This window comes from Caulobacter sp. LjRoot300, assembly GCF_964253875.1.
Taxonomy (GTDB): domain Bacteria; phylum Pseudomonadota; class Alphaproteobacteria; order Caulobacterales; family Caulobacteraceae; genus Caulobacter.
On record NZ_CAXUSA020000001.1, the window covers coordinates 296,258 to 319,976 of the forward strand.

Sequence of the window (23,719 nt, forward strand, 5' to 3'; positions counted from 1 at the left end):
GGTCACCGAAACTCCAGCACATCGCCGTCCAGCGGCGTCTGGTCGCGCCGGGCCGACGGCGGACCGGACGAGACCTTCGTCGTCTGGTCGAGCGCGTCGCTGATGGGCTCGCGGCCCAGGTCATCGAAGCGGTCGATCGCGAACGGCAGGCCCTCGGCCCCCTCGAAGGTCGGCGCGTTGGTGACCTGGAAATGCAGGTGGGGCGCGTTGGCGGCGCCCGACTGGCCCAGCTGGCCGATCACCGCGCCGCGCTTGACCCGGTCGCCGGCCTTGACGGTCAGACTGCCGGGCTGGAGGTGGGCGTAGGAGGCGAAGACCCCGGGCGCGATCTCCAGCACCACGAAATTGCCCATCAGGGAGCGGGCGGTCAGGTCGGCCGGCGAAGGCGGGCTAGTCATTGGCCTGTTGTCCGGCTGGCCGTCGCGGGCGTCGCGCACCACGCCGTCGGCCACGGCCAGCACCGGCGCGCCATAGCCCGCCCAGTCGGCGTTCGTCGACTCGGTCAGCGTGTCGAGGGCGGCGCGCACGGCGTGTCCCGCCCCATCCAGCCCGAAGAAGTCGATGGCGTAGCGTTGGGGAATGGCCACCCGGCCATTGGCGGCCACCGGGCTTCCCCAGTGGTGGGACAGGTGATTGCCCGGGCCCTCATGGGCCAGCCACCGCCCCGCGCCCAGCGGCGGGCCAATGACGATCGGCGGCGCGGCGTCGACGACGGTGAGGACGCCGTCGACCAGCTGCTCCGGCCCGGACGGCGGCCGGAACTCCAGCCGGTGGCGCAGGACCCTGGGCGGCCTGGCGCCGGCCGGCAGGTCGAGCCAGAGGAACAGCACCACCCGATCGCCGCCCTCGACCGGAACGCCGCCCCGCGCCACGTCCGCCGGATGGGCCAGCAGGTCGTTGACCTGGGCGTCCACGAAGCTGGCCAGCGGCGCGGCGCCGTCGTCGCCATAGACGCTCACCCGCTGCAGGATCAGCGCGCCGGTGTCCCGGTAGAAATTGCTGACATGCAGCTCGTAGGCCAGGTGGGTCGCCCCGTCGGTGGCGACCGTCGGCCGGGGCGGAGCCGGGACCCGAACCTCGACGGGCGCCTGGGCGAAGGTCGGGACGGGCGGCGCTATCGCGGCTTGGGCTTGGGTTTGGGCTGCCGCCAGCACGGCGACCAAGGCCAGGCTGAGGAGGAATCGACGCGACTTCACCAGGACGGCCTCCCGTGTTCCGCCTGTTTGAGAACGCCCTGCCCGCCCCTGTCAAACGCCAAGCGATTGGCGAGGCCTGGACGGATCGATCTATGGCCGTGCGTGGTCCTCGTCCTTCGACAGGCTCAGGATGAGGACCCTCTACCGACCCGGCAGTAGAAACCTCATCCTGAGCCTGTCGAAGGACGAGGTTTCGGCCCCGGAGCTGAAGCCCTAGAACGGCCGGTCGCCCGCCACGGTCACCCGGTAGCCCGTCCGCGTGTCGGGGAAATAGTCCCAGATCGCCTGGTGCCAGGTGCAGCGGTTGTCCCAAAAGGCCACCGAGTTCTTCTTCCAGCGGAAGCGCACCTGGAAGTCAGGGTTGGAGGCGTGCTGGTAGAGATAGCTGAGGATCGCGTTGCTCTCGGCCTTGGACACGCCGGCGACATGGGTGGTGTAGGACGGGTTGACGAACAGGCTCTTCCTGCCGCTGACCGGATGGGTGCGGACGATCGGGTGGGTCGAGCAATTGTACTTGCGGTCGAGGTCCGGGAAGATCGCCTTGTAGACCGGATTGGCGTCGTGCACCGCCGACAGCCCCTCCAGATAGGCCTTCATCCGGTCCGACAGGGTCTCGTAGGCCGCGTACATGCTGGCGAAGCAGGTGTCGCCGCCGTCGTCGGGCAGGACCTTCATGTAGAGGATGCTGCCCAGGGGCGGCTCGGGATCGCAGGTCAGGTCCGAGTGCCAGTTCTCGCCGGCCACGAACTTGGAATCGGCGTCGGCGTGGATGGCTACGATCTCCGGGTGCTCGGGCAGGCCGGGCACCCCCGAATGGATCGCCAGGTTCCCGAACTTGCGGCCCAGGTCCTTGTGGGCCTGGTGGTCCATCTGCTGGTCGCGGAAGAAGATCACCTGATATTGGGTCAGGGCCCGGTGGATCTCCTCGAACTGGCGATTGCTCAGCGGCTTGCCCAGGTCGACGCCGAAGATCTCGGCGCCGATCCGGCGGGTCATCGGCCTCACATCGAGCACGTCGTAAGTCATGCGGCGCAACTCCAACTAAACGGTGAGAAAACCGCCGCGCACATAGACGAGCGGGGCCTTGGCTTCGTCGACCACGACGCGCAGGACGCGGCCGACCAGGATCTCGTGATCGCCGCCATCGTGGGCGGCGTGCAGCTCGCATTCGACCGCGGCCACCGCGCCGGCCAGCAGCGGCGCACCGCAGACCCCGGCCTCGACAGCGGTCAGGGCGAAGCGGTCGTCCGCCCCGCTCCGGGCGAAGCGATGGGCCAGGTCGCCCTGGTCGCTGGCCAGGATGTTGACGCAGAACGTCCCGGCCTGGCCCAGCGCGGCCAAGGTGCGGCTGTCGCGCTTGAGGCAGACCATGACCAGCGGCGGGTCCATCGACACCGAGCTGAAGGCGCTCACGGTCGTGCCGACCAGGCGCTGCTCGTGACGGACGGTGACCACGGTCACCCCCGCCGCGAAACTGCCCATGGCCTTGCGAAAGTCGTGCGGCTCGGGGGCCATGTCCCTGGCGACGGCGCTCATCCTTCGGCCCCGAACGGGTTGTCGGGATAGACCGCCGAGGCCGGGCGTTTCCCGCTGTCCTCGGGGCTGGCCCGGCCGCAGATCGCCAGGGCGGTCAGGGCGTAGACCAGGGCGCTGTCGACCAGGTCCTGCGGGGTCGGCCGCCAGCGCTTGAAGCCCGTGGTGATGGCGGGGATGCGGTGCATGTTGAAGACGTTGTGGTCGCGCCACATGCTGGAATAGACCGGGTTGGCCAGGGCCACCGGATGGCCCAGGCTCAGCCGGGTGGCGTCGTCGACGGCGGCGACCAGCGGGGCCACCTCGCGGGCGTCGGCCTCGAAGCCGTGGCGCACGACCACCGGCTCGATGTCGATGCGGCCCAGGCCATTGTCGCGGACCATGGCCTCCAGCGCGTGCTGGATGTCGGCCACCCGCTGCTTCGGCGTCAGGCCGACCTCGAGATAGAGGTTCACCAGCTCGGTCCCGGCCCCGAAAGCGAACGGGATGCCGCCGCGGATCGAGGCGATCTGCGACTTGGGCTGGGCCACGCCGCCGGGACTGTCGTAGCGACTGGCCTTCTCGTACGCCCCGCTCCAGGCGTGGATGGCCTCGGTCAGCTTGCCGATCTTGTAGATCGGGTTGGGGTGCTGGGCCGCCGTCTCGGGATGGTCCAGCAGCGGGGTGAAGACGCCCTCCCCCCACACCTGGAAGCGGAACACCGCATAGCCGCAGCCCACCCAGGTCAGGCCGAAGTCGCAGCCCTCGGCGGCGATGGCGTAGTCGGGGGCGACACCGCCGTGATGGAACAGGTAGTGGGCGCCGATGTCCTTGCCCATGTAGGCGACGCCGCGATGCTCCTCGATCGGCTCGGGGCCGATCTCGCCGGGACAGGCGGTCAGGTACATCTTGCCGGCCAGCTCGTAGCCGGCCGTCTTCAGCGCCTTGGCGGCGATCAGGAAGCAGCTCATCGGCCCGCGATCATTGGCGATCGGGTAGCCGTACAGCTTGCCGTCCTCCAGCCAGCACTTTTCCCATTCGGGATTGGCCAGGGTCTCGGGCGCGTACTTGTAGGCGTCCAGGTCCGGGTTCCAGGTCGGCGCCTCGGTGTCGAGGTGGGCGGTGAACAGCAGGTTCTTGCCCACCCCCTTGCCGCCATGCGTGCCGATGATGTTCGGACGTTCCGGCGTCGCTCCGACCTTGCGAGGCGAGAAGCCCTCGCGCGCCATCCAGTCGTGGACGTAGTTGGCGACCTCCAGCTCCTTGCCCGAGGGCGCGGGAATGTTGCCCAGGGTCAGGGCCAGCGCGACCAGCTCGTCCTGGCTGATCGCCGCGGCGATGGCGGCGCGGTCCTCGTCGGTGACCTGGTAGGGCGCGCTAGCGCCCAGCGGCGGAAATCCGTCGGCCATGTTCAGGCAGCCCCTTTCCAGGCGTCGGCGATCGCGGCCGTGTCGGTCAGGATCGCGCTGTTCAGCGCCATCACCTTCAGCGAAGCCTCATGGAGGTCGACCTCATAGGCGGCGCAGGCGTCGGCAGCGACGAACACGTGGTAGTCCAGGTCGAAGGCGTCGCGGACGGTGCTGTCGACGCAGCACTCGGTGGTCAGGCCGGCCACCACCAGGGTGTCGACGCCCATGGCCCGCAGGCGCTGGTCGAGGTTGGTGCCGACGAAGCCGCTGTAGCGGGTCTTGCGCACCACCGGTTCGCCCGGCGCCGGCTGGGGCCCGTAGAACGCCGATCCCGCCTGGCCGGCCCGGCACAGGGCGGCGTCGACGTCCGGGTTTCCGCCGCGCCGGCGCAGGCGCTCGTTCCAGGCGGCGGAGTCGGTCTCGGGCGTGGTCCACAGGCCGACGAACACCACGGGCGCGCCGGCCGCGCGGGCGTCGGCGACCAGCTTTTCGGCGGCCGCCAGGGCGGGCTTGACCACGCCCATGTCGATGAACGCGCCCAACGCCCCGTCCGGCGAGGCGAAGTCGACCTGCATGTCGATCACCAGCACCGCCGTGCGGCTTGGCGCGATCCAGGCGGCCAGGTCGTCAGTCCCGCTCACGAATAGACCGCCCGCAGGCCCGGCAGGATGTCGGCCCCGAACATGGTCAGGCCCTCCACATAGTCCGGGAAGATCAGCATCAGCCCGTCCAGCTCGCAGTAGGTGACGAATTCCTCGATCTGGGCCGCGCAGCTTGGCGGCGAGCCCACGACGGTATGCGTCATGAAGGCCCCCTGCTGTTTTGCGACCGTGTCCAGCTTCTCGGCCGGCACGCCCCAGCTGGCCAGCATGGCCAGGATCGCGCCCATGTCAGCGCCGTCCTTGTAGTGCTCGACCATGGCCGCGGCCTTGGCGTCGGTGTCGCCGTGGACCACCGTGCACATGGCGTAGGTCTTGATGGTCTTGCCCATGCCTTCGGCCGCTTTCTTGGCCCGCAGCGAGGCGTCGCGGCGCTCGTCGGGCGTGCGGCCGCCGATGAAGCAGGCGTCGGCCTCGCGCACCGAGAACTGGAAGCCGCGGTCGGACATGCCGGCGCAGACGATTTCGGGCCGCGGCTTGGCCAGCGGCTTGGGCTTGGACTGGCAGTCCTTCATGTTGAAGAACTTGCCGGCGAAGTCGACGCTGTCCTCGGCCCACAGGCGCTTGACGATGGTGGTCCATTCTTCGGTCAGGGCGTAGCGGTCGTCGTGCGAGAGGCTGTCGTCCCAGGCCCCCATCTGGTCGAACTCGCCCTTGTAGGCGCCGGCCACGATGTTCAGCCCCGCCCGGCCGCCGCTGATGTGGTCCAGCGTGGCGATCATCTTGGCCGCCACGGCCGGGTTCTGCAGCAGCGGGTGGATGGTGGCCCAGATCCGCACGTTCTTGGTGGCCTCGGCGATGCCGGCCATCATGGTGACCGACTCCAGGGCCGTGCCCCAGTGGTCGGTCTCGCCGCCGAAGCCGCGGAACTTGCCCATCGACATCACGAAGTCCATGCCGACCTGATCGGCGGTGACCGCCGCGGCGCGGTTCTGCTGGTAGAGGCCGTCGAGGACCGGGGTGGTCTTGGAGATGATCCAGCCGCCGTTGGCGACCGGCAGGAAGACCCCGAAGTCCTTGTGCTTGGATGGACTGTGGAACATGGCGGCTCCTCCTTACGCGGCGTCTTGAAGCATATCAGGGACCGGTTCGGCGACCGGCTCTTGTGCGATGGCTTTGCGCGGCGGCCGCATGAAACAGGCCGCCACGAAGATTACGCCGATAATGGCGGCGCACACCTGGAAGGTTGGCGTGAAGCTGCCCAGGCGGTCGCGCATCTCGCCACCGACCACCGGGCCCAGGGCCGAGACCGCGCCCACCAGGCAGACCAGGGAGAAGATCTCCAGGTTGTTCTTGCGGCCATAGTAGTTGAGCAGAAGGATGCTGACGGCTAGCACGGTCAGGCCGAACCCGATCCCCACGCCCACGGCGAACAGCACCAGCAGCGGCCAGCTGGCGGCGTGGCCCAGGGCCACCAGGCCGACGGCCATCATCCCCTGGGCGCCGGCCAGCAGCCAGCGCGGGTCGACGCGGTCGCCCAGCAGGCCGCCGCCCATCCGGGCCGCCACCTGCATCAGGGACTCCAGGCTGATGGCCGCGATCGCCACGGCCGAGGCCACGTGGAGTTCGCTCAGATGGGTGGGCGCCAGGCTGACGGCGGTCACCCCGCCCAGCAGGTGGGCGAAATAGGCGGCCATGATCACCCAGAACTGCGGGGTCGCGACGGCTTCCTTCACCGTCCAGTCGACGGCGGTGCGATAGACCTTGGTGTTGGCGGGCGCGGCCTGGATGTCCTCGGCCACGGCCTTGTCGGTCTGGGCGGCGGCGGCTTCCAGCCAGGCGCGGCCGCCGACCAGGGCCGCGCACAGGGCGCCGACCACCACCGAAGCCGCGGCCTGGGCCCACCAGTAGGGCCGCCAGCCGCCATGGGCCGCGGCCATGCCCGTCACCACCATCCACGGACCGGCGACGCCGCCCAGCGAGCCGATGGTGAAATAGATCCCGAACGGCAGGGCGCGCTTCTTGAACAGCATCGACAGCACGTGGGTGCCGGGGATCAGGGCCATCATCTGATAGCCTGCGCCCAGCAACGCCGTGCCCAGCCAGTAGACCAGCAGCCCCGGCGACAGCGCCAGGCAGGCGAAGCCCGCGACCATTACCGCCGAACCGGCCAGGATGGCGCCGCGCACCCCGATCTTGCGGATCAGGATGGCGGGGAACTTCGACGAGGCCCCGCAGAACGCGCCCAGCAGGGTGAACCCGAGAAAGCCGTGGAAGAAGCTCCAGCCGTTCTCCTTGATCATCGCCGGCAGCACCACGCCCAGCGACGAGAAGGTCGAGGCGGTGATCAGGAACAGCAGCAGGCTCAGCGCGCCGAGCAGCAGCCAGGACCTCCATGGGATCGTCGTCGACATGGGCCTTGGGCCTCCGTCCAAGCTGGATCCCGCGCCCCGTCCCATCCCTTGAGACGGGGGCGCGGAACGGGAAACTAGAACTTGCGCGACAGGGTCACGCGCCACTCGCGGCCCTTGCTGGGCAGCGCGCCGAGGTTGGCGTAGCTGTCGGCGTCGGGCGTGAAGTAGAGCTTATCGAACAGGTTATCGATGTTGGCCGTCACCGTGTACGGGCCGTACTCGTAGTAGGCCGAGGCGCTGGCGACGGTGTATTTCGGATAGACGATGGGATCCTGCACCAGGGTCGCGGTCTTGCTCACCATCGTGGCGCCCAGGGTGGCGCCCACCTTGCCCCAGGCATGGGGATCGCTGGTGTAGGCCCCGTAGAGGCTCATCACCGAATGCGGGATCAGGCTGTAGGCGTAGTCGCCGCTCCGGCCGGGCAGGCTGGAGAAGTCGAAGGTCACGAAGCCGCCGCCGTAGCCGTTCACGCCCGTGAAGCCGGCGGTATAGGCCGGGATGTAGGCGAAGCTGTGGTCGGGCCCCTTGACCGTGGTGTGCTGATTGCTGCCCGCGAAGGTGAAGCTGAAGTGCTCGCTGGCCAGCCAGCGGACTTCCAGTTCCACCCCCTTGGCGCGGGTGCCCTGGACCGTGGGATTGGTCCCGCTGGTCAGCTGGGTGCGGTTCTGGCGATAGGCCGACAGCGAGCCGACCAGCGTGCCCTTCAGGAGCTGGAACTTGACGCCGGCCTCGGCCAGGTCGCTGTCCGACAGCCAGGAGTCGTTGGCCACCAGGCTGGCGGCGATATCGCCCGCCTGGCTCATCTCGAGCGCCGAGGCCTTGGCGTAGGTGATGTAGGGCAGAACGCCGATCGGCGTCTTGTAGCTGAGGCTGGCCGAATAGGTGGCCTTGCCCTTGGAGTCCTTCTGCTGGCCGACGACCTGGAAGGTGTAGAGGCCCGTATCCTCGGACTTGACGTCGTAGTCGTCGTAACGGCCGCCCAGCATCAGGTTCAGCGCGCCCAGATAGATGTCGCTGGTGAAGAACACGCCCGACTGCGTCCAGGTGCTGGAGTTGTCGTTTTCCCAGCCCAGGCCGGTCACGCCGGCCGGTTCGGTGCTGAAGGGGTCGTCGATGATGTCGGTGGCCGTGGCGCCGTGGCTGATGTCGCGCCGGTCCAGGGCGATCATGCCGCTGTTGTAGCTCTCGCGCCGGCGACCGTCGAACGACCGGTACGACGCGCCCACGAACGACTTGCTGGTCACCGGGCCCAGGTCATAGGCGAAGTTGTAGGTCACCCGCGCTTCCCAGACCGAGCTGTCGAACCAGGCCGGATAGCCGTAGGACACGAAGCGCTTGTTCTCCTGGTCGTCGTAGAACAGCTGCGCCTTGATCGAGCTGGTGGGCGACAGTTCCTTGGCCAGGTCGAAATAGAGCGTGTTGGTGTCGGTCTTCGAGAAGTCGGCCGGGCTGATATAGACCGTGCGCGGCGACAGCTTGGTCGTGCCGACGCCGGTGTCGAGCGTATGGCGGGCCAGATTGTCGGCGGCGTTGGGCTGGAACAGCAGGAACCTGTTGGGCGCGTCGATATAGAGATAGCTGCTGAAGGGATAGAAGCCCGTCTCGCCCGGCGTGATCTTGCCGTTGCCGTCGCTGTCGACCAGGGTGGTGTCGCGGCCGGTGGTGTAGGTCCGGTTGTCGATCAGGCCCTGGGTCAGGCGGTTCCAGCCCGGCGTCTGCACGTCGCCGTCCGAGTGGTACTTCATGCCGCCGAACGCCGTGGTCCAGCCGTCGCCCAGGTCGAAGTCGGCCGAGATCTCGCCGGTCTGGCGGCGCGGATAGACGCCCTTGTAGAAGCTGTGGCTGTCCTCGACCTCGCCATAGGCGTAGACGCCGCCGGTCACCGGTCCCAGGTTCACCGGCAGGCCGATCTGGGCGGTGGCGTTCTTGCGGTTGTAGGAGCCGTAGGTGGCGGTGACCTCGCCGGTCGGCTCGCTGAGATAGCCGCCCTCGTTCCGGCCCGACTTGGGGATGAAGTTGAGCATGCCGCCCACCTTGCCCGAGCCGTAGATCGGGGTCGGCGGGCCGCGCACGATCTGGATCTGGTCGGCCGCGCCGATCGGGGTGGAATAGGTGCCGCGGTTCTCGATCCGCTTGAAGCCGCGGAAGTAGTTCTCGGCCAGGGTGCCGCGGATGTTCAGCGCGCCGGGCACGCCGTAGAAGCTGGCGGTGTAGGTCCCGGGCGAGACGGCGGTCAGGCCGTCGATGGTCTCGATGCCGTAGCGCTGCAGGGTGGTGTCGCTGACGAAGCTGGCCGAGCGCGGCGTCTCCAGCAGCGGCTTGTCGAGGCCGAACACGGTGTTGTTGGGCTTGGTCTCCAGCAGCCCCGCCTTGTCGCGCGCCTTGACCACGATCTCGTCGACGGCGGTCGAGGCGTCGGCCGGTTCGGCCGCCGGATCGGCGGCGAAGGCGGGCGACGCGACGACGGACAGAGCGAGCAGAACAGCGACGGAAGATCCCGCCATCAAAAGCCGTTGGTTCGACATGACGTCCTCGTTCGAGGTCGTCGCGCCCATCACCCGCGGTGATTATCCCCAGGACGACGCCTCTTGAGGACCAGCATCGCCCAGCCGCCGCCGGCTGGCCGGCTCGGCCTCTGACATTTTGAACGAAATGTCTCCACCGCCCGGTTCTTGCTCAGTCGCCGCCCCTTTTCGCACGGCCGGGGTCAAGAAACTTGATCCACCGCGCACAAGGAGCCGCCAAAAGCGTAGGACGGGACGGTCAGCGCGGGCCGGTGTCGATCCAGACAACGTCACCGCGGTCGCGGTCGTGGACCCAGGGCACGGACCGGGCGCCGTCCCAGGCGGCGGTGATCAGGCCGCTGGCGATGACGACCATGAAGGCAAGGCTGCGGAACGTGGCGAACGCGGACATGGACGGGCCTCCTCGGCCGGAAACATGCCGCGTCACGGGTTGCCGCTTGGTTGACGGACCCTGTCTGGCGGCGCGACCGTGTGACGCGCCCGCTCCGGCAAGGCGCGACTTGACCCGCGGCGGCGCGGGGGATCGTCCGCACACGGATTCCGTCGCAAAACTGTCGCCAAACTGTGACAAATGACTTCGACACCGGACGTAGAGTTCGCGCGTCCCTTCTCGTTCGCCCCAGCAAACTAGGAAATGCCCCCAATGAAGACCCTGCTCGGAGCCACCGCCGCGCTTGGCCTGCTGGCCGGCGCGTCCAGCGCCCACGCCGCCCGCGACTACGTCTGGGCCGCCGGATCGTCGACCGTGTTCCCCTTCTCCACCCGCACCGCCGAGAACTTCGCCAAGAAGACCGGCAAGAAGGCGCCCAAGGTCGAGAGCCTCGGCACCGGCGGCGGCATCAAGATGTTCTGCGGCGGCATGGGCGAGAAGTTCCCCGACATCGCCAACGCCTCGCGCCCGATGAAGAAGTCCGAGTTCGAGGCCTGCAAGGCCAAGGGCGTCAACAACATCGTCGAGCTGAAGATCGGCTTCGACGGCATCGTCGTGGCCATGGACAAGTCCGCTCCGGACTACAGCTTCAAGGTCGAGCACCTGTATCTGGGCCTGGGCCAGACCGTGCTGCGCGGCGGCCAGTTCGTGGCCAATCCCTACAAGACCTGGAAGGACGTCGGCGCCGGCCTGCCGACCAACCGTATCCTGGTCTACGGCCCGCCGCCCACCTCGGGCACCCGCGACGCCTTCGTCGAGCTGGCCATCGAGGCCGGCGCCAAGAAGTTCCCGACCGCCAAGGCCCTGGCCGACAAGGACGAGAAGGGCTTCAAGGCCAAGGTCGACCCGCTGCGCACGGACGGCGGCTGGGTCGACGCCGGCGAGAACGACAACGCCATCATCGGCACCATCGAGAAGACCCCGGGCGCCCTGGGCGTGTTCGGCTACAGCTTCCTCGAGGAGAACGCCAACCGCATCAAGGGCGCCAGCGTCAATGGCGTCAAGCCCACGGCCCAGGCGATCGCCAGCGGCCAGTACCCGCTGTCGCGCTCGCTGTACCTGTACGTCAAGAAGGACCAGGTCGGCGTGACCCCGGGCCTGAAGGAGTTCGTCGCCGAGTTCGTGTCCGACGCCGCCACCGGCCGGGGCGGCTACCTGCAGGGCCGCGGCCTGATCCCCCTGCCCCCGGCCCAGCACGAGGCCATGAAGGCCGCCGCCGGCAAGCTGTCGCCGATGGCCGCGCCGAAGTCGTAGGCTTCCGGCCATCCGACGAGAAAGGGCCCTGGAGCGATCCGGGGCCTTTTTGCATTTCAGGTGCAAGCGCACAAAACTTGACCCGCCGGGGTCGATGACGCTCGATAGACCCCCCGCCAGCGGAGGACGCCATGAAGGACATGATCGAAGAGCGCCTGCAGGACCTGGAACGCCTGGTCCTCAAACAGGGCGAGCGTATCGAGGCGCTGGAAGGGGCCCTGGCGTCCCTGCGCCGCGTCGCGGGACGGGATCTTCTGGCCAAGGCGAAGGACCCGTCCGAAAGCCAGGCGGCCTAGTTCGTCGGGTGTTCCTGCTCGGTCCGCGAGGTCATGCCCGCGGCGGCGGCGTCGTCGGCCATCTGGGCGTCGACGGTCGGCAGCTCGGCGGCGGGGGGCGGAACGGTGACGACCGGCGGCGGCGCCGCGGGCTTGGGGGCGGCGGCCACCGGGGCCGGGCGGGCGGCGGCGACAGCGGCCGCGTCCTCGGCGGAAGTACGGATCTCGGCCGGTCCTGGCTTGTAGCCGCCGTGGAAGTCCATGGAAGAGGCGATCAGCAGCACGCCGGCGGTGGCGATGGCCCCGACCAGGGCCCCCAGGAGAATCCATCCGAACGGGTTGCTGTGGCGTTCGGCCTTGGCCATCCGGGCTTCCTCTGACTCCGCGGCCCCCTTACGAGCCGGCCCAACGCCGGACGGGTCCGACGTCGACATGGACGAAATTGCTGACGGGGTAATAACCCACGCCGCCGCGTCCCAGATCCAGGGCCGCGGCCCTCAATCGATCCAGCGCGACATCCTCCAGATAGACGTCCATGGCCTTGCCGTCCATGTGCAGGCTGCGCTTGGCGACCTGGCCGCTGCGTTCGTGCAGCATGGCGTTGGTGCGGGGCGAGCGGTAGCCGGAGATCACCTGGAAGTGCGCCTTGGTCTCGGTCTTCTGGGCCAGGGCCGACAGGGTGTCGAACAGCTCCGGATGCATCGAATAGACGTCGCCGGTGCGGTAGTCGCGCAGCACCTTGTCCAGGGCCTGGACGGCGTCGGGCACGTACTCGCCCTTGTCGAAATAGACTGCTTCCAGCTTTTCCTGGGTATGGATGTTGTGCAGCTTCAGCCAGCGCGGGGCGTGCGAGGCGGCCGAGGTCCGAGCGACCGGGGCCGCGACCGGCGGGGCGGCGGCGGCGGCCGGCAGGCCTTCGGCGGGCGAACCCTCGGCAAGGTCCGACTGGCTTTGCAGGAGATCGCCGATCGGGTCGGAGACTCCCAGTTTCGATTGGGCGAAAGCCGCCATCGGCCCGACCGCGCTCGCGCCGAGCACGCCGAGGCCAAGCCCCAACAGCTTGCGTCGTTCTATCATGATACGCTTCCCCGGACTGACCCCGCGCGACGCCGGAAGGCCGGATCGCCGCACTTGGCGACCCTCACGCGAGCACTAAAACGCCAGAGTCTTTACGAAACGGCCAAGGCCTTCCAGGCGGAAGACCAGCCGAAACGAAAGGCTGCTGCCCGGGAAGAGGCCTTACGCGTCGCCGCGGGTCAAGCTGGGCCGGGGGCTCCTGCGGCGATACGCTGCACCAGCTCCCTATCCCAGCCATACGGGTCGTCGCGGAAGTTCATCTGCCCGTCCGGGGTCATATAGGCCGTCCAGTAGAGCAGAAATACGGCGATGGGCTGGGCCAGGGGCGCGCGCACCGTCTTGCCCGCCGCCAGGGTGGCGTCGACCACGTCCTGCTGCCAGTCGGGGCTGGAGGCAAGCAGTTGCTTGGCCAGGGGGATCGGCTTTTCCAGCCGCACGCAGCCGTGGCTGGCCAGACGACTGAAGCTGGCGAACTTCGAGCGGCTGGGCGTGTCGTGCAGATAGACGCCGTAGGGGTTGTCGAAGTCGAACTTGACCAGGCCCAGGGCGGCCTTGGGGCCCGCCTTCTGCTGCAGCCGCGAGGTCCCCTCGCCCGTCGAGATGACGATGAAGTCGTTGCGCTTCAGATAGCCGGGATTGGCCCGCTCCTTGGGCCACAGCTCCTTGGCGGCGATCGACGAGGGCACGTTCCACGGCGGATTGAGCACGATCGAGCGGATCGTCGACTGCAGCATCGGCGTCTCGTCGCCGGGACGGCCGGTCACCGCCCGCATGGTCAGGTTCGGAGCGTCGTCATGGAAGACGCTCATCACCGCGGCGGCGATGTTGACCTGGATGCGGTCGGCCGGCAGTTGCTGGGGCAGCCAGCGCCAGCGCTCCATATTGGCCAGGATCTGGTCGATGCGGCGCTCGACCGGCACGTTCAGGGCCGCCAGGGTGGCGGGCCCCAGGCCGCCGTCCGGGTTTAGGCCGAAGCGCTTCTGGGCGCGCATCAGGGCCTGCTGCAGGGCGGCGTCGAACACCGGGGCCCTGTCGACGGCCACGGTCGCGTCCTCGACGGCCAGCCGGGCCTCCAGGGCGGCGATGCGCGGATCGCCGGTCGCGCCCAGCTTCAGCGGCACGCCCGCCGCCAGGGCCTTCCAGCCGCCGACCGCGGCGATGTCGCGATAGGTCGCCAGGCCCTTCCGCAAGGTCTGGTAGCCGGTATAGGGCGGCGGCAGGCTGTCCAGCCATGGGCCCAGGCGGTCCTGGGCGGCGGCCTGGATGAAGTCCGGGCCCGGGTCGTAGGGCGCGGGACGCAGGCCCCAGTCGCCGAGGAAGGCGTCCGGCGTCAGGCGGCCGGTGCGCACGGCCTTGGCGTAGCGCAGGGTCAGGCCGATCAGCTGGGCCTGCCCCGCCTGGCGGGCGGCGGCGTCGCGGGCGTTCAGCAGCGGCAGGACCGTATCAGGCGCGAAGGCCACGGATTCGAAGCCGTGGGTGTAGGCCTGGCCAAGGGTCCGCAGCAGCAGCTCGATCTGGTCGGACCGCAGGACCACGCCGGTCGGCGGCGGCAAGGCGGGCTGCTGCGGGACCCGCACCAGGGGCGGGTTCTGGAGCTGGGCGGCGGCCGACGACAGCGAGAAAAGAGAGACCGCGCCGCCAAGCAGCGCGTCACGTTTGGTCCAGGACTTGGTCACCGTCGAAAGGTCTCGCGCACGCTTGCACGCGGCCAGTCCGCGCGTCCTCAAATGGCCGCCGCGACCCTGGCTCGTCAACGTTCGTATCATTCAAGGCCAACGGTTAAGACAGCTTATGGTTCTTTAATTTCCGATGCGGAACCTTAAGGCCACACTGGCGGTTTGATTTGACGTCGGGGCGCATGGCCGCGCCCTTTCAGCGTCAGGATTCCACTCATGAGGATCGCCCAGGTTCCGCCCCTGTACGAAGCCGTCCCGCCACGCCTTTACGGCGGCACCGAGCGGGTCGTCGCGCACCTCACGGACGCCCTGGTTGACCTGGGCCACGACGTCACCCTGTTCGCCTCGGGCGACGCCCGCACCAAGGCCGAGCTGGTGGTCGTGCGCGACCAGGCCATGCGCCTGGACCCCGCCCCGCTCAAGTCGGACCTGGCCGCCCACATGGCCATGCTGGCCGAGGTCCGCCGCCAGGCCCGCCGCTTCGACGTGATCCATTTCCACACCGACATGATCCACTTCCCGATGTTCGAGGACATGCCGGGGCGGACCCTGACCACCCTGCACGGGCGGCTGGATCTGAAGGACCTGCCGGGCGTCTATCGCCGCTGGCCGCAGTTCCCCCTGGTGTCGATCTCGGACGACCAGCGCCGGCCCCTGCCCTTCATCAACTGGGCCGGCACGGTGCTGCACGGCGTGGCCGAGGAGATCTACGATTTCCGATCGAAATCAGATGGTTACCTGGCCTTCCTGGGCCGCATCTCGCCCGAGAAAGGTCCCGACCGGGCCATCGCCATCGCCAAGCGGCTGGGCAAGACGCTCAAGATCGCCGCCAAGATCGACGCCGCCGACCGGGCCTATTTCCACGACGAGGTCGAGCACCTGCTGGACCACCCGCTGATCGAGTTCATCGGCGAGATCGGCGACCACGAGAAGTCCGCCTTCCTGGGCGGCGCCGAGGCCCTGCTGTTCCCGATCGCCTGGCCCGAGCCGTTCGGCCTGGTGATGATCGAGGCCATGGCCTGTGGAACGCCGGTGATCGCCTACGACTGCGGCTCGGTGCCCGAGGTGATCGAGGAGGGCCTGACCGGCTTCATCGTCAAGGACGAGGACGAGGCGGTCGCCGCCGTCCGACGCCTGGGCGACCTGGACCGCCGGGAGATCCGCCGCCGGTTCGAGACGCGGTTCTCGGCGACCGCCATGGCCCGCCGCTACCTGGACCTCTATGGTCGACTTGAAGAAGCGTCCGCGCCGCCGCGCCTGACGCTGGCCCAAAGCGCCTGATCCGGCCTTCACGCGGTCGCCGCGTCGGAGACACGATCAGGTTTTAGGAATCGGGAACCCGCCTGCCGCCCGCGCGGCGCGGCGGGTTTTCGAGGGACCTCAGCGCAAGGGGCCAAAGGACATGGACGATCTCACACCCGGCCCGACCCCGGGCGGCGCCGTCGAGCAGGGCGAGACGGGTGAACCGCGCGTCCCCTACCGGCTGTTCGCCCTGAAGGACAAGGACACCTTCCTGGTGGCCGATGCGTTCGGCGACGTGCTGGGCGCGGCCGACGGCCTGTTCCACGACGACACCCGCCTGCTGTCGTGGCTGCGCCTGCTGGTCGGCAACCGCCCGCCGGCCCTGTTGAGCGCGGCGGTGTCGCAGGACAACGTGTTCTTTACCTCCCATTCGACCAACGAGCCCTTGCCCGCCCTGGGCGGAGCGGCGGCGCCGCACGGCGCGATCCACATCGAGCGCAAGCGGTTCCTCTGGGACCGACGGCTCTACGAGCGCCTGCGCTTCGTCAACTACAGCCGCGACATGGTCATTCTGCCGGTCGGCCTGGAATACGACGCCGACTTCCACGACATGTTCGAGGTGCGCGGCTCCAAGCGCCCGGCCAGGGGCCGGGTCCTGCCCGCCGAGACCAACGGCCGCTCGGTGACCTATGTCTATGACGGCCTGGACGGCGTGCGGCGCACCAGCATCATCTCGTTCTCCGAGCCGCCCGGACGCCTGGCTCCGCAGCGCGCCGACTTCATGTTCATGCTGACGCCCGAGACGCACTTCGACCTCCATGTCGAGGTGGGGGTCGAGCCCGCCCCTCCGCCGACCCGCGAGCGATGGCGGGCGGCGGCGGCGCGGGCCCGTATCGACATGCGCAACCGCCGCCGGCGGGGGGCGCGGCTGCACAGCTCGGGCCGACTGTTCAACGACTGGCTGGAAAAGTCGCGGGCGGATCTTGCCCTGCTGACCACCCAGTTCGCCACCGGCCCCTACCCCTATGCCGGCATCCCCTGGTTCTCGACGCCGTTCGGCCGCGACGCGATCATCACCGCCTGGCAGGTGCTGTGGATCGAGCCCAGCCTGGCCAAGGGCGTCCTGGGCTATCTGGCCGAGCACCAGGCCGAGGAGGTCAGCGCCTTCCGCGACAGCGCGCCCGGCAAGATCATGCACGAGACCCGCAAGGGCGAGATGACCGCCCTGGGCGAGCTGCCGTTCGGCCGCTACTACGGCGGGGTCGACACCACGCCGCTGTTCGTGGCCCTGGCCTGCGCCTATGCCGAGCGCACCGGCGACCTGGCCTTCATCGAAAGCCTTTGGGAGCCGCTGCTCAACGCCATCGCCTGGATCGAGCACTTCGGCGACAGCGACGGCGACGGGCTGATCGACTACGCCCGCGGCCTGGACTCCGGCCTGTCGAACCAGAACTGGAAGGACAGCGAGGACAGCGTCTTCCACGAGGACGGCAAGTTCCCCGACGGTCCCATCGCCGTGGTCGAGGTCCAGGGCTACGCCTTCGCCGCCTTCCGGGGCATGGCGGACCTGGCCGAGCGGCGCGGCGATCACGCGAACGCCGAGCGCTGGCGGGCCAAGGCCGAACACCTGCGGCTGGAAGTCGAGACCAAGTTCTGGATGGAGGACAAGGGTTTCTACGCCATGGCGGTCGACGGCCACGGCAAGCCGTGCCGGGTGCGCGGCTCCAATCCCGGCCACCTGCTGTTCTGCGGCCTGCCCTCGCCCGAGCGCGCCGCCAAGGTGGCCGACGCCCTGCTGTCGGCGGCGTTCCACAACGGCTTCGGCGTGCGGACCCTGGCCCAGGGCGAACCCCGCTTCAATCCGATGAGCTATCACAACGGCTCGGTCTGGCCGCACGACACGGCGATCTGCGCCATGGGCCTGGCCCGCTACGGCCATCGCGACGGGGTGGTGGAGATGACCTCGGGCCTGTTCGAGACCGCCGCCCACTACGAGATGCGCCTGCCCGAGCTGTTCTGCGGCTTCCCGCGCCAGCCGGGCGAGCCGCCGGTGGCCTATCCGGTGGCCTGCCTGCCCCAGGCCTGGGCGGCCGGCTCGGCCTTCATGATGCTGCAGGCGTGCCTGGGGATCACCATCGACGGCTGGCGGGGCGAGGTGCGCCTGACCGACCCGCGCCTGCCGATCGGCATCGACCACCTGCAGGTCGACGGCCTCAAGATCGGCGACGTCAGCACCGACATCACCTTCGAGCACGTCGGCGCCCATGTGGCGGCCCACACCAGCAAGTCGTCGCCGGTGCCGATCCTGATCCGGCGCTGACCGCCCGACAACCCGAACCGAACCCGAAAGACGAGCTGGACCAAACCATGCCGCAGAACCTCGACCTCTTCCCGATCGGCAACTGCGCCGTCAGCGCCCTGATCGACCGCGGCGGCCGCTTCGTCTGGGCCTGCGCGCCGCGCATCGACTCCGACCCGGTGTTCAGCGCGCTGCTGGGCGGGCTGGAACCCGGCGATCCTGCCGCCAAGGGCGTCTGGGAGGTCGTGGTCGACGGCGCCACGAGCGTCGAGCAGGACTACCTGCGCAACACCCCGATCCTGCGCACGGTGATCACCGACGCCGACGGGGCCAGCGTCGAGGTCATCGACTTCGCCCCGCGCTACCAGCAGTTCAGCCGCAGCTTCCGGCCCACCGCCTTCATCCGCCTGATCCGCCCGCTGACCAGCGTGGCGCGGATCACCATCCGCCTGCGTCCCACCGCCGACTGGGGCGCGCGAGCGGCCGAGCACACCCACGGCTCCAACCACATCCGCTATCTGTGCTCGGACATGACCTTGCGCCTGTCCACCGACGGGCCGGTGTCGCACATCCTGGAGGAACGAACCTTCCGGCTGGAGCGGCCGGTCGCCATGTTCCTGGGCGCCGACGAGGGCTTCAACGCCGACATCGGCGCCACCTGCAACCGCATGCTGCAGCAGACCCAGGAGTACTGGATGGACTGGGTGCGGGGCCTGGCCGTGCCGCTGGACTACCAGAGCGCGGTGATCCGCTCGGCCATCACCCTGAAGCTCTGCATGCACGAGGAGACCGGGGCGATCGTGGCGGCCATGACCACCTCGATCCCGGAACACGCCGACAGCGGCCGCAACTGGGACTACCGCTACTGCTGGCTGCGCGACGCCTATTACGTGGTCCAGGCCCTGAACCGGCTGGGCGCGGTCGACATCCTGGAGAACTACCTCGGCTATTTGCGCAACATCGTCGACCGGGCGGCGGGCGGGCACATCCAGCCGCTGTTCGCCGTGGGCTTCGAGCCGCAGCTGACCGAGCGCTTCGCCCCCGCCCTGCCCGGCTATCGCGGCATGGGGCCGGTGCGGATCGGCAACCAGGCTTACGAGCACCAGCAGCACGACGTCTACGGCCAGATCGTCCTGTCCACGGTCCAGGCCTTCTTCGACGAGCGCCTGCTGCGGCCGGGCACGGTCGAGGACTTCCAGAACCTCGAGCCGGTGGGCGAACGGGCCTTTCAGCTGCACGACCAGCCCGACGCCAGCCTGTGGGAGTTCCGCGGCCGGGCCAATGTCCACACCTATTCGGCGGTGATGTGCTGGGCGGCCTGCGACCGGCTGGGCAACGCCGCCGCCCGCCTGGGCCTGGACGACCGCGCCGACTTCTGGAACCAGCGCGCCGCCCAGGTGCGCCAGACCATCGACCAGCGCGCCTGGAACCAGACCCTGGGCCGCTACGCCGCCACCTTCGAGGGCGACGAGCTGGACGCCAGCCTGCTGCAGCTGGTCGACCTGCGCTTCATCGAGGCCAAGGACCCGCGCAACGTCGCCACCGTCGCCGCCATCGAGGCCGGCCTGCGCAAGGGTTCCTACCTGCTGCGCTACGCCATCCCCGACGACTTCGGCGCCCCGCAGACGGCGTTCAACATCTGCACCTTCTGGCTGGTCGAGGCCCTGTATCTGGCCGGCCGGATCGACGAGGCGCGCGAATTGTTCGACGAGATGCTGGCCCGCCGCACCACCGCCGGCCTGCTGTCGGAGGACATCGGCTTCGCGGATGGCGAGTTGTGGGGCAACTACCCGCAGACCTATTCGCTGGTCGGCCTGATCAACTGCGCGGTGCTGCTGAGCCGGCCTTGGACCTCGGTGCGGTAGGCCGCGGTGATCGCACCAACCACAGCCCGTTCGCGCCTTGCGACGCGAGCAACTGGGTATAGTCATGGCCATACGGAGCGCCCATGAGCACCTACAGCGTCGCCGACGCCAAGAACGGCCTGTCTCGCCTGATCGACCTGGCCCTGCAGGGCGAAGAGGTCGTCATTTCGCGGCACGGCAAACCCGTGGCCGAGCTGCGGCCCGTCGCCTCCGCCTTTCGCAAGGCGCCGCCCGCGACCTATGCCTGGCTTCAAGCTCGCCGTCGGGCCCGAAAGGCGGTTGGGCTGACCTCCGTGGAGCTGCTCGGCCAGCTCTACGACGGTCCCGAGGCTTGAGCGTCTATCTGGCGCCAGGGTCATTCTTCCGACCCTGGAAGACCATCTGCTGGCGCCCCTCGACAGGCGGCTTTCGCTGGCGGCCGTGGAACTGGGAGTTCGGGTCAAGCTGCTGATCTGACGCGCCTTGGGCTTTTACGAACGACGCCGGAACACGCGCGCCGCGCGTCCAGCCTCTTGCGCGCATCGCTACTATCGTCAAAACCGGGCGGGTGACGGAACACAGGACACAACGCCTCGCCGCCCTGGACGGCCTGCGGGCCGTGGCGGCGCTGGGGGTGCTGCTGTACCACGCCGCCGACTGGTCGGGACGGCCGGACCACTTCGCCCACGGTTATCTGGCGGTGGACTTCTTCTTCTGCCTCAGCGGCTTCGTCCTGGCCCACGCCTTCGAGCGGCGGGAGATCGGCTGGCCGGCCTATCTGTGGATCCGCATCGTCAGGATCTGGCCGCTGCTGGTGCTGTCGACCCTGATCGGCGCGGTCCTGACCTCGCGCCACAGCCCGCCCTTCTGGCCCAACCTGGCGCGCGGCCTGCTGCTGGTTCCGCGCCTGGGCCATCCGGCCGAATGGACCTTCCCCACCCTGTTCCCGTTCAACCCGCCGGCCTGGTCGCTGTGCCTGGAGGTGATCGTCAGCGCCCTGTGGTTCCCGCTGCGGCGGGCGCCCGACCTGGTCGTCGCGGCCATCGTCTTCTGCAGCGGAGCGGTGATGGCCTGGGCCGCCCTGGGCCTGAACGGGGTCGAGACCGGCTGGGACCAAGCCACCTTCTGGCTGGGCCTGGTCCGGGCCACCTTCAGCTTCAGCCTCGGCTGGCTGGGCTGGCGCTACCGGGCCTTGGCGCCGCGACCCCGCTTGGTGCTGCCGGCCGTGGTCCTGCTGGCGGTCCTGGTCATGCCGCTGGCGCCCGGCCGGCCCTGGAACGGATTGTACGACTTCGCCTGCGTGGCGGTGCTGTTCCCGCTGCTGGTGCTGACCGGCGCCCACGACCCCAAGGGCGCGGCCGGCGCGCTGTGCCGGACCACCGGCGACGTCTCCTACCCGCTCTACGCGCTGCACTGGGCGACGTGGGCGGTGATGCTGCGGCTCTATCCCGACGGCTGGAAGCCGTTGCTGCCGGTGTGGTTCCCCGCCCTGGCCGTGGTGCTGGCGCCGGTCGTGGCGTGGATCGCGTTCCAGCTCTACGACGCGCCCGTGCGACGATGGCTGCGCTACCGGAAATCCGCCGCCGAGGCGCTCAGCACCGGCTAGCGCCCGTCCCCGGCCGCTGCCCATCCATCCAGTCCACCGCCTCGACCACCCGGCCGCGCTGGGCGTCGAGGATCGCGGTGTGGCTGGCCAGGACGTCGATCACCACCGCGCGGCAGGCGCGCGCGGCTGGGGCGACCTGGGTGGCGCGCCAGGCGCGGTCCAGCGGCTTGTCCGGCGTCCGGCTGGCGACGATCGCCGCCACGGGGATGGCCGGACGCAGCGGCGGCAGGGCGTCGACGGCGGCCAGGCCGGGCAGGAAGGCCCGCTCTTCCCGCAGGCTGGCGCGGACGCTGCTGCGCCCCGTCCAGGCCCTGCGCCGCCGGGCCGCCGACTCGGCGGCCGGCGAGATGTCGTCCAGCAGCGGGACCAGGCGGGTCAGGCCGACGGCGCGGGCGAACGGCGTGAAGCCGGCCAGCCGCGCCTCGCGCTTCAGGTCGGCCATGGCCAGCGGTTGGTCCTTGGCGTCGGTCCCCACGGCGTCCACCAGCACCAATCCCGCCGTCCGCGCCGGCCACATCCGCGCGAAGGCCTCGACATAGAGCCCGCCGTTCGAATGCCCCGCCAGGATCACCGGCGCATCGCCCTCCTCCGCCGCCACCAGCGCCTCCAGGCGCGTGGCGATGGCGAGCGGCGAGCGGTCCAGGTCGTGGATCGCCGCCAGGCCGACGCCGTCGCGGTCGTAGGCGCAGACCTTGCCCTTGGCGGCCAGGTCCTCGGCCACCAGCGACCAGTCGGCCGCCCCGCCGAACGCCCCGGCCTCGAGGATCACGGTCGGACGCGAGGTCTTGCGGCCCAGGCATTCCAGTTGGCCGCCCGCGACGCCCTCCGGCCGAAGCCCCCCTTGCGTCGCGCATCCGGCCAGCAGCAAGGCGACCGACAACACGGTCATTGGTTTCATAGGAGGGTCCCGGTCGTTGCGCCCATTCGACGACGGCGGGCCGCGAAGTCAAACGTCCGGCGAACCACGACGTGACGGGCTGGACCGATGATGCTTTCCTGCCCGTCGACACGTCGCGAGGATCCATGCCGACAAGCCTTCTGATCGCCGGCCTGCTGGCCGCCGCCTCCAGTCCCGCCGCCCCCGATCCGCTGGCCTATTTCGAAGGCGCCTGGGACTGCGCCGGCCGCTTCGAGCCGTCGAAGAAACCCCTGGCCTCGGCGATGGTCTTCAGCCGCGACCCCGACACCGCGGCCTTGCTCAAACGGCATCGCGACGCGGCGCCGGGAACCTACAAGGCGACGGAGACCTGGAGCTTCGCGCGGGGCGCGGGCGGCTTTCGCGCCGCCATCGCAGACGGCTTCAGCGGCCTGCGCTGGTACGCCTCGCCCGGCTGGGAAGGCGATCGCTGGACCTGGACCCGCCAGGGGGCGAGCGAGCCAGGCGAGCAGTTCATCTATGTCCGCACCGGCTCGGCGACCATGACCGTGGATTGGATGATTTCGCGGGCCGGCGCGCCGATGGTCCTGGGCGACACCCTGGCCTGCATCAAGGCCTAGGACGCCTTCTTGCCCGCCGCCGACTTCCTGGCGGCCGGCTTCCTGGCCGCGGGCTTGGCCGTCGCGCCCGGCTTCTGGCCCAGGCTCTTGCGCAGGGCTTCCATCAGGTCGACGACATTGGTGTTGTCCGGCTCCTCGACCGTGACCTTGGCCTTGCCGCCCTTTTCCTTCTGCTTGATCAGGGCGCGCAGGGCGTCCTCGTAGCGGTCCTTGAACTGGCTGGGGTCGAACGGGCCTTCCTGCTGCTCGATGATCTTCTCGGCGATGGCCACCATCTGCGGGTCGGCCTTCCGATCGGGAATATCGTCGAACAGCTCGGCGGAGTCGCGCACCTCGTCGCGGCTGCGCAGGGTGTAGCAGACCAGGCCGTTGTCGCGCGGCTCGATGGCCAGCAGCCGCTCGCGCGTATGCATCACTACCCGGCCCAGGGCGATCTTGCCCGCCCCGGCCATGGCGTCGCGGATCACGGTGTAGGCGTCCAGCGCCAGTTTGCCGTCCGGCACCAGGAAATACGGATTGTCCCAGTAGAGCCGGTCGATGTCGTCGGCGTCGACGAAGCGCTCGATGTCGATGGTGCGGGTGCTTTCCAGCCGCACGCTCTGGATCTCCTCGGGCGTCAGGATCACATAGTGGTCCTTCTCGTACTCGTAGCCCTTGACCAGTTCCGAGCGGTCCACCGGCCCCAGGTCCGGATCGGTGGCGATCATCCTGATGCGGTTGTGGGTCTTGGGATGCAGCAGGTTAAACCGCACCTCGCCGCCGGGGCTGGTGGCCGTGTACATCGCCACCGGACAGGTGACGAGCGACAGCCGCAGGTGGCCTTGCCAGGTCGGCCTAGGCGCCATGGCCCGAACTCCAAAATCC

The 23,719-nt window shown here is 69.3% G+C and carries 22 protein-coding genes; 8 read left to right on the forward strand and 14 right to left on the reverse strand.

What is annotated here, in order from left to right:
* Positions 1-2 precede the first annotated feature (2 nt).
* The 9 genes from ACSQ2G_RS01405 to ACSQ2G_RS01445 form a co-directional block, all read right to left on the reverse strand.
* The gene (locus ACSQ2G_RS01405) at positions 3-1,196 is read right to left on the reverse strand and encodes a M23 family metallopeptidase (protein WP_436027669.1); all 1,194 of its coding nucleotides are present in this window, start codon (positions 1,194-1,196) and stop codon (positions 3-5) included.
* A gap of 213 nt (positions 1,197-1,409) precedes the next feature.
* Positions 1,410-2,222, reverse strand: coding sequence for a TauD/TfdA dioxygenase family protein (locus ACSQ2G_RS01410; protein WP_436027671.1), 813 nt, complete (start codon positions 2,220-2,222; stop codon positions 1,410-1,412).
* 15 nt (positions 2,223-2,237) lie between these two features.
* A complete protein-coding gene (locus ACSQ2G_RS01415) occupies positions 2,238-2,732 on the reverse strand; it encodes a flavin reductase family protein (RefSeq protein ID WP_436027673.1) in 495 nt (164 codons plus the stop codon).
* Entirely contained in the window at positions 2,729-4,117 is a 1,389-nt protein-coding gene (locus tag ACSQ2G_RS01420) for a peptidase M20 (RefSeq protein ID WP_436027675.1), read from the reverse strand. The genes ACSQ2G_RS01415 and ACSQ2G_RS01420 overlap by 4 nt, the downstream gene beginning before the upstream one ends.
* Positions 4,118-4,119: 2 nt before the next feature.
* Positions 4,120-4,758, reverse strand: coding sequence for a cysteine hydrolase family protein (locus tag ACSQ2G_RS01425; protein ID WP_436027677.1), 639 nt, complete (start codon positions 4,756-4,758; stop codon positions 4,120-4,122).
* The gene (locus ACSQ2G_RS01430; RefSeq protein WP_436027679.1) at positions 4,755-5,819 is read right to left on the reverse strand and encodes an LLM class flavin-dependent oxidoreductase; all 1,065 of its coding nucleotides are present in this window, start codon (positions 5,817-5,819) and stop codon (positions 4,755-4,757) included. The genes ACSQ2G_RS01425 and ACSQ2G_RS01430 overlap by 4 nt, the downstream gene beginning before the upstream one ends.
* A gap of 12 nt (positions 5,820-5,831) precedes the next feature.
* Positions 5,832-7,130 carry an MFS transporter gene (locus ACSQ2G_RS01435; protein ID WP_436027681.1) on the reverse strand — a complete coding sequence of 433 codons (1,299 nt, stop codon included), beginning with the start codon at positions 7,128-7,130 and terminating at the stop codon, positions 5,832-5,834.
* Positions 7,131-7,204: 74 nt separating this feature from the next.
* A complete protein-coding gene (locus ACSQ2G_RS01440; protein ID WP_436027684.1) occupies positions 7,205-9,655 on the reverse strand; it encodes a TonB-dependent siderophore receptor in 2,451 nt (816 codons plus the stop codon).
* 238 nt (positions 9,656-9,893) lie between these two features.
* A complete protein-coding gene (locus ACSQ2G_RS01445) occupies positions 9,894-10,046 on the reverse strand; it encodes a hypothetical protein (protein WP_436027686.1) in 153 nt (50 codons plus the stop codon).
* Positions 10,047-10,298: 252 nt separating this feature from the next.
* On the opposite strand from ACSQ2G_RS01445, the gene ACSQ2G_RS01450 reads away from it, so the two are divergent.
* Together ACSQ2G_RS01450 and ACSQ2G_RS01455 are read left to right on the forward strand one after the other, a co-directional pair.
* Positions 10,299-11,339: a substrate-binding domain-containing protein gene (locus ACSQ2G_RS01450; RefSeq protein WP_436027688.1), complete on the forward strand. Its 1,041-nt coding sequence runs from the start codon at positions 10,299-10,301 to the stop codon at positions 11,337-11,339.
* A gap of 131 nt (positions 11,340-11,470) precedes the next feature.
* A complete protein-coding gene (locus ACSQ2G_RS01455) occupies positions 11,471-11,635 on the forward strand; it encodes a hypothetical protein (protein WP_436027690.1) in 165 nt (54 codons plus the stop codon).
* Here ACSQ2G_RS01455 and ACSQ2G_RS01460 read toward each other — a convergent pair.
* The 3 genes from ACSQ2G_RS01460 to ACSQ2G_RS01470 all read right to left on the reverse strand — a co-directional run bounded on the left by ACSQ2G_RS01460 (position 11,632) and on the right by ACSQ2G_RS01470 (position 14,367).
* Positions 11,632-11,979: a hypothetical protein gene (locus tag ACSQ2G_RS01460; RefSeq protein ID WP_436027691.1), complete on the reverse strand. Its 348-nt coding sequence runs from the start codon at positions 11,977-11,979 to the stop codon at positions 11,632-11,634. The genes ACSQ2G_RS01455 and ACSQ2G_RS01460 overlap by 4 nt on opposite strands.
* Before the next feature lie 28 nt (positions 11,980-12,007).
* Positions 12,008-12,691, reverse strand: coding sequence for a DUF882 domain-containing protein (locus ACSQ2G_RS01465; RefSeq protein WP_436027693.1), 684 nt, complete (start codon positions 12,689-12,691; stop codon positions 12,008-12,010).
* Between the two features lie 179 nt (positions 12,692-12,870).
* A complete protein-coding gene (locus ACSQ2G_RS01470) occupies positions 12,871-14,367 on the reverse strand; it encodes a L,D-transpeptidase family protein (RefSeq protein WP_436027695.1) in 1,497 nt (498 codons plus the stop codon).
* 216 nt (positions 14,368-14,583) lie between these two features.
* Between ACSQ2G_RS01470 and ACSQ2G_RS01475 the strand changes: the two genes are divergently transcribed.
* The 5 genes from ACSQ2G_RS01475 (at position 14,584) to ACSQ2G_RS01495 (ending at position 21,358) form a co-directional block, all read left to right on the forward strand.
* Positions 14,584-15,648, forward strand: coding sequence for a glycosyltransferase family 4 protein (locus ACSQ2G_RS01475; protein WP_436027697.1), 1,065 nt, complete (start codon positions 14,584-14,586; stop codon positions 15,646-15,648).
* A 121-nt stretch (positions 15,649-15,769) separates the two neighbouring features.
* Entirely contained in the window at positions 15,770-17,929 is a 2,160-nt protein-coding gene (locus ACSQ2G_RS01480; RefSeq protein ID WP_436027699.1) for an amylo-alpha-1,6-glucosidase, read from the forward strand.
* Between the two features lie 47 nt (positions 17,930-17,976).
* Positions 17,977-19,773, forward strand: a complete 1,797-nt coding sequence (locus ACSQ2G_RS01485; RefSeq protein WP_436027701.1) for a glycoside hydrolase family 15 protein — start codon at positions 17,977-17,979, stop codon at positions 19,771-19,773.
* Positions 19,774-19,856: 83 nt separating this feature from the next.
* Positions 19,857-20,108 carry a type II toxin-antitoxin system Phd/YefM family antitoxin gene (locus ACSQ2G_RS01490; RefSeq protein ID WP_436027703.1) on the forward strand — a complete coding sequence of 84 codons (252 nt, stop codon included), beginning with the start codon at positions 19,857-19,859 and terminating at the stop codon, positions 20,106-20,108.
* A 212-nt stretch (positions 20,109-20,320) separates the two neighbouring features.
* Complete coding sequence (locus ACSQ2G_RS01495; protein ID WP_436027705.1) at positions 20,321-21,358, forward strand: acyltransferase family protein; 1,038 nt, start codon at positions 20,321-20,323, stop codon at positions 21,356-21,358.
* Here ACSQ2G_RS01495 and ACSQ2G_RS01500 read toward each other — a convergent pair.
* Positions 21,345-22,247, reverse strand: a complete 903-nt coding sequence (locus tag ACSQ2G_RS01500; RefSeq protein WP_436027707.1) for an alpha/beta fold hydrolase — start codon at positions 22,245-22,247, stop codon at positions 21,345-21,347. The genes ACSQ2G_RS01495 and ACSQ2G_RS01500 overlap by 14 nt on opposite strands.
* Before the next feature lie 134 nt (positions 22,248-22,381).
* Here ACSQ2G_RS01500 and ACSQ2G_RS01505 point away from each other — a divergent pair, with 134 nt between their 5' ends.
* Positions 22,382-22,855 carry a hypothetical protein gene (locus ACSQ2G_RS01505; protein ID WP_436027709.1) on the forward strand — a complete coding sequence of 158 codons (474 nt, stop codon included), beginning with the start codon at positions 22,382-22,384 and terminating at the stop codon, positions 22,853-22,855.
* Here ACSQ2G_RS01505 and ACSQ2G_RS01510 read toward each other — a convergent pair.
* Entirely contained in the window at positions 22,852-23,700 is an 849-nt protein-coding gene (locus ACSQ2G_RS01510; RefSeq protein ID WP_436027711.1) for a Ku protein, read from the reverse strand. The genes ACSQ2G_RS01505 and ACSQ2G_RS01510 overlap by 4 nt on opposite strands.
* Positions 23,701-23,719: the final 19 nt, after the last annotated feature.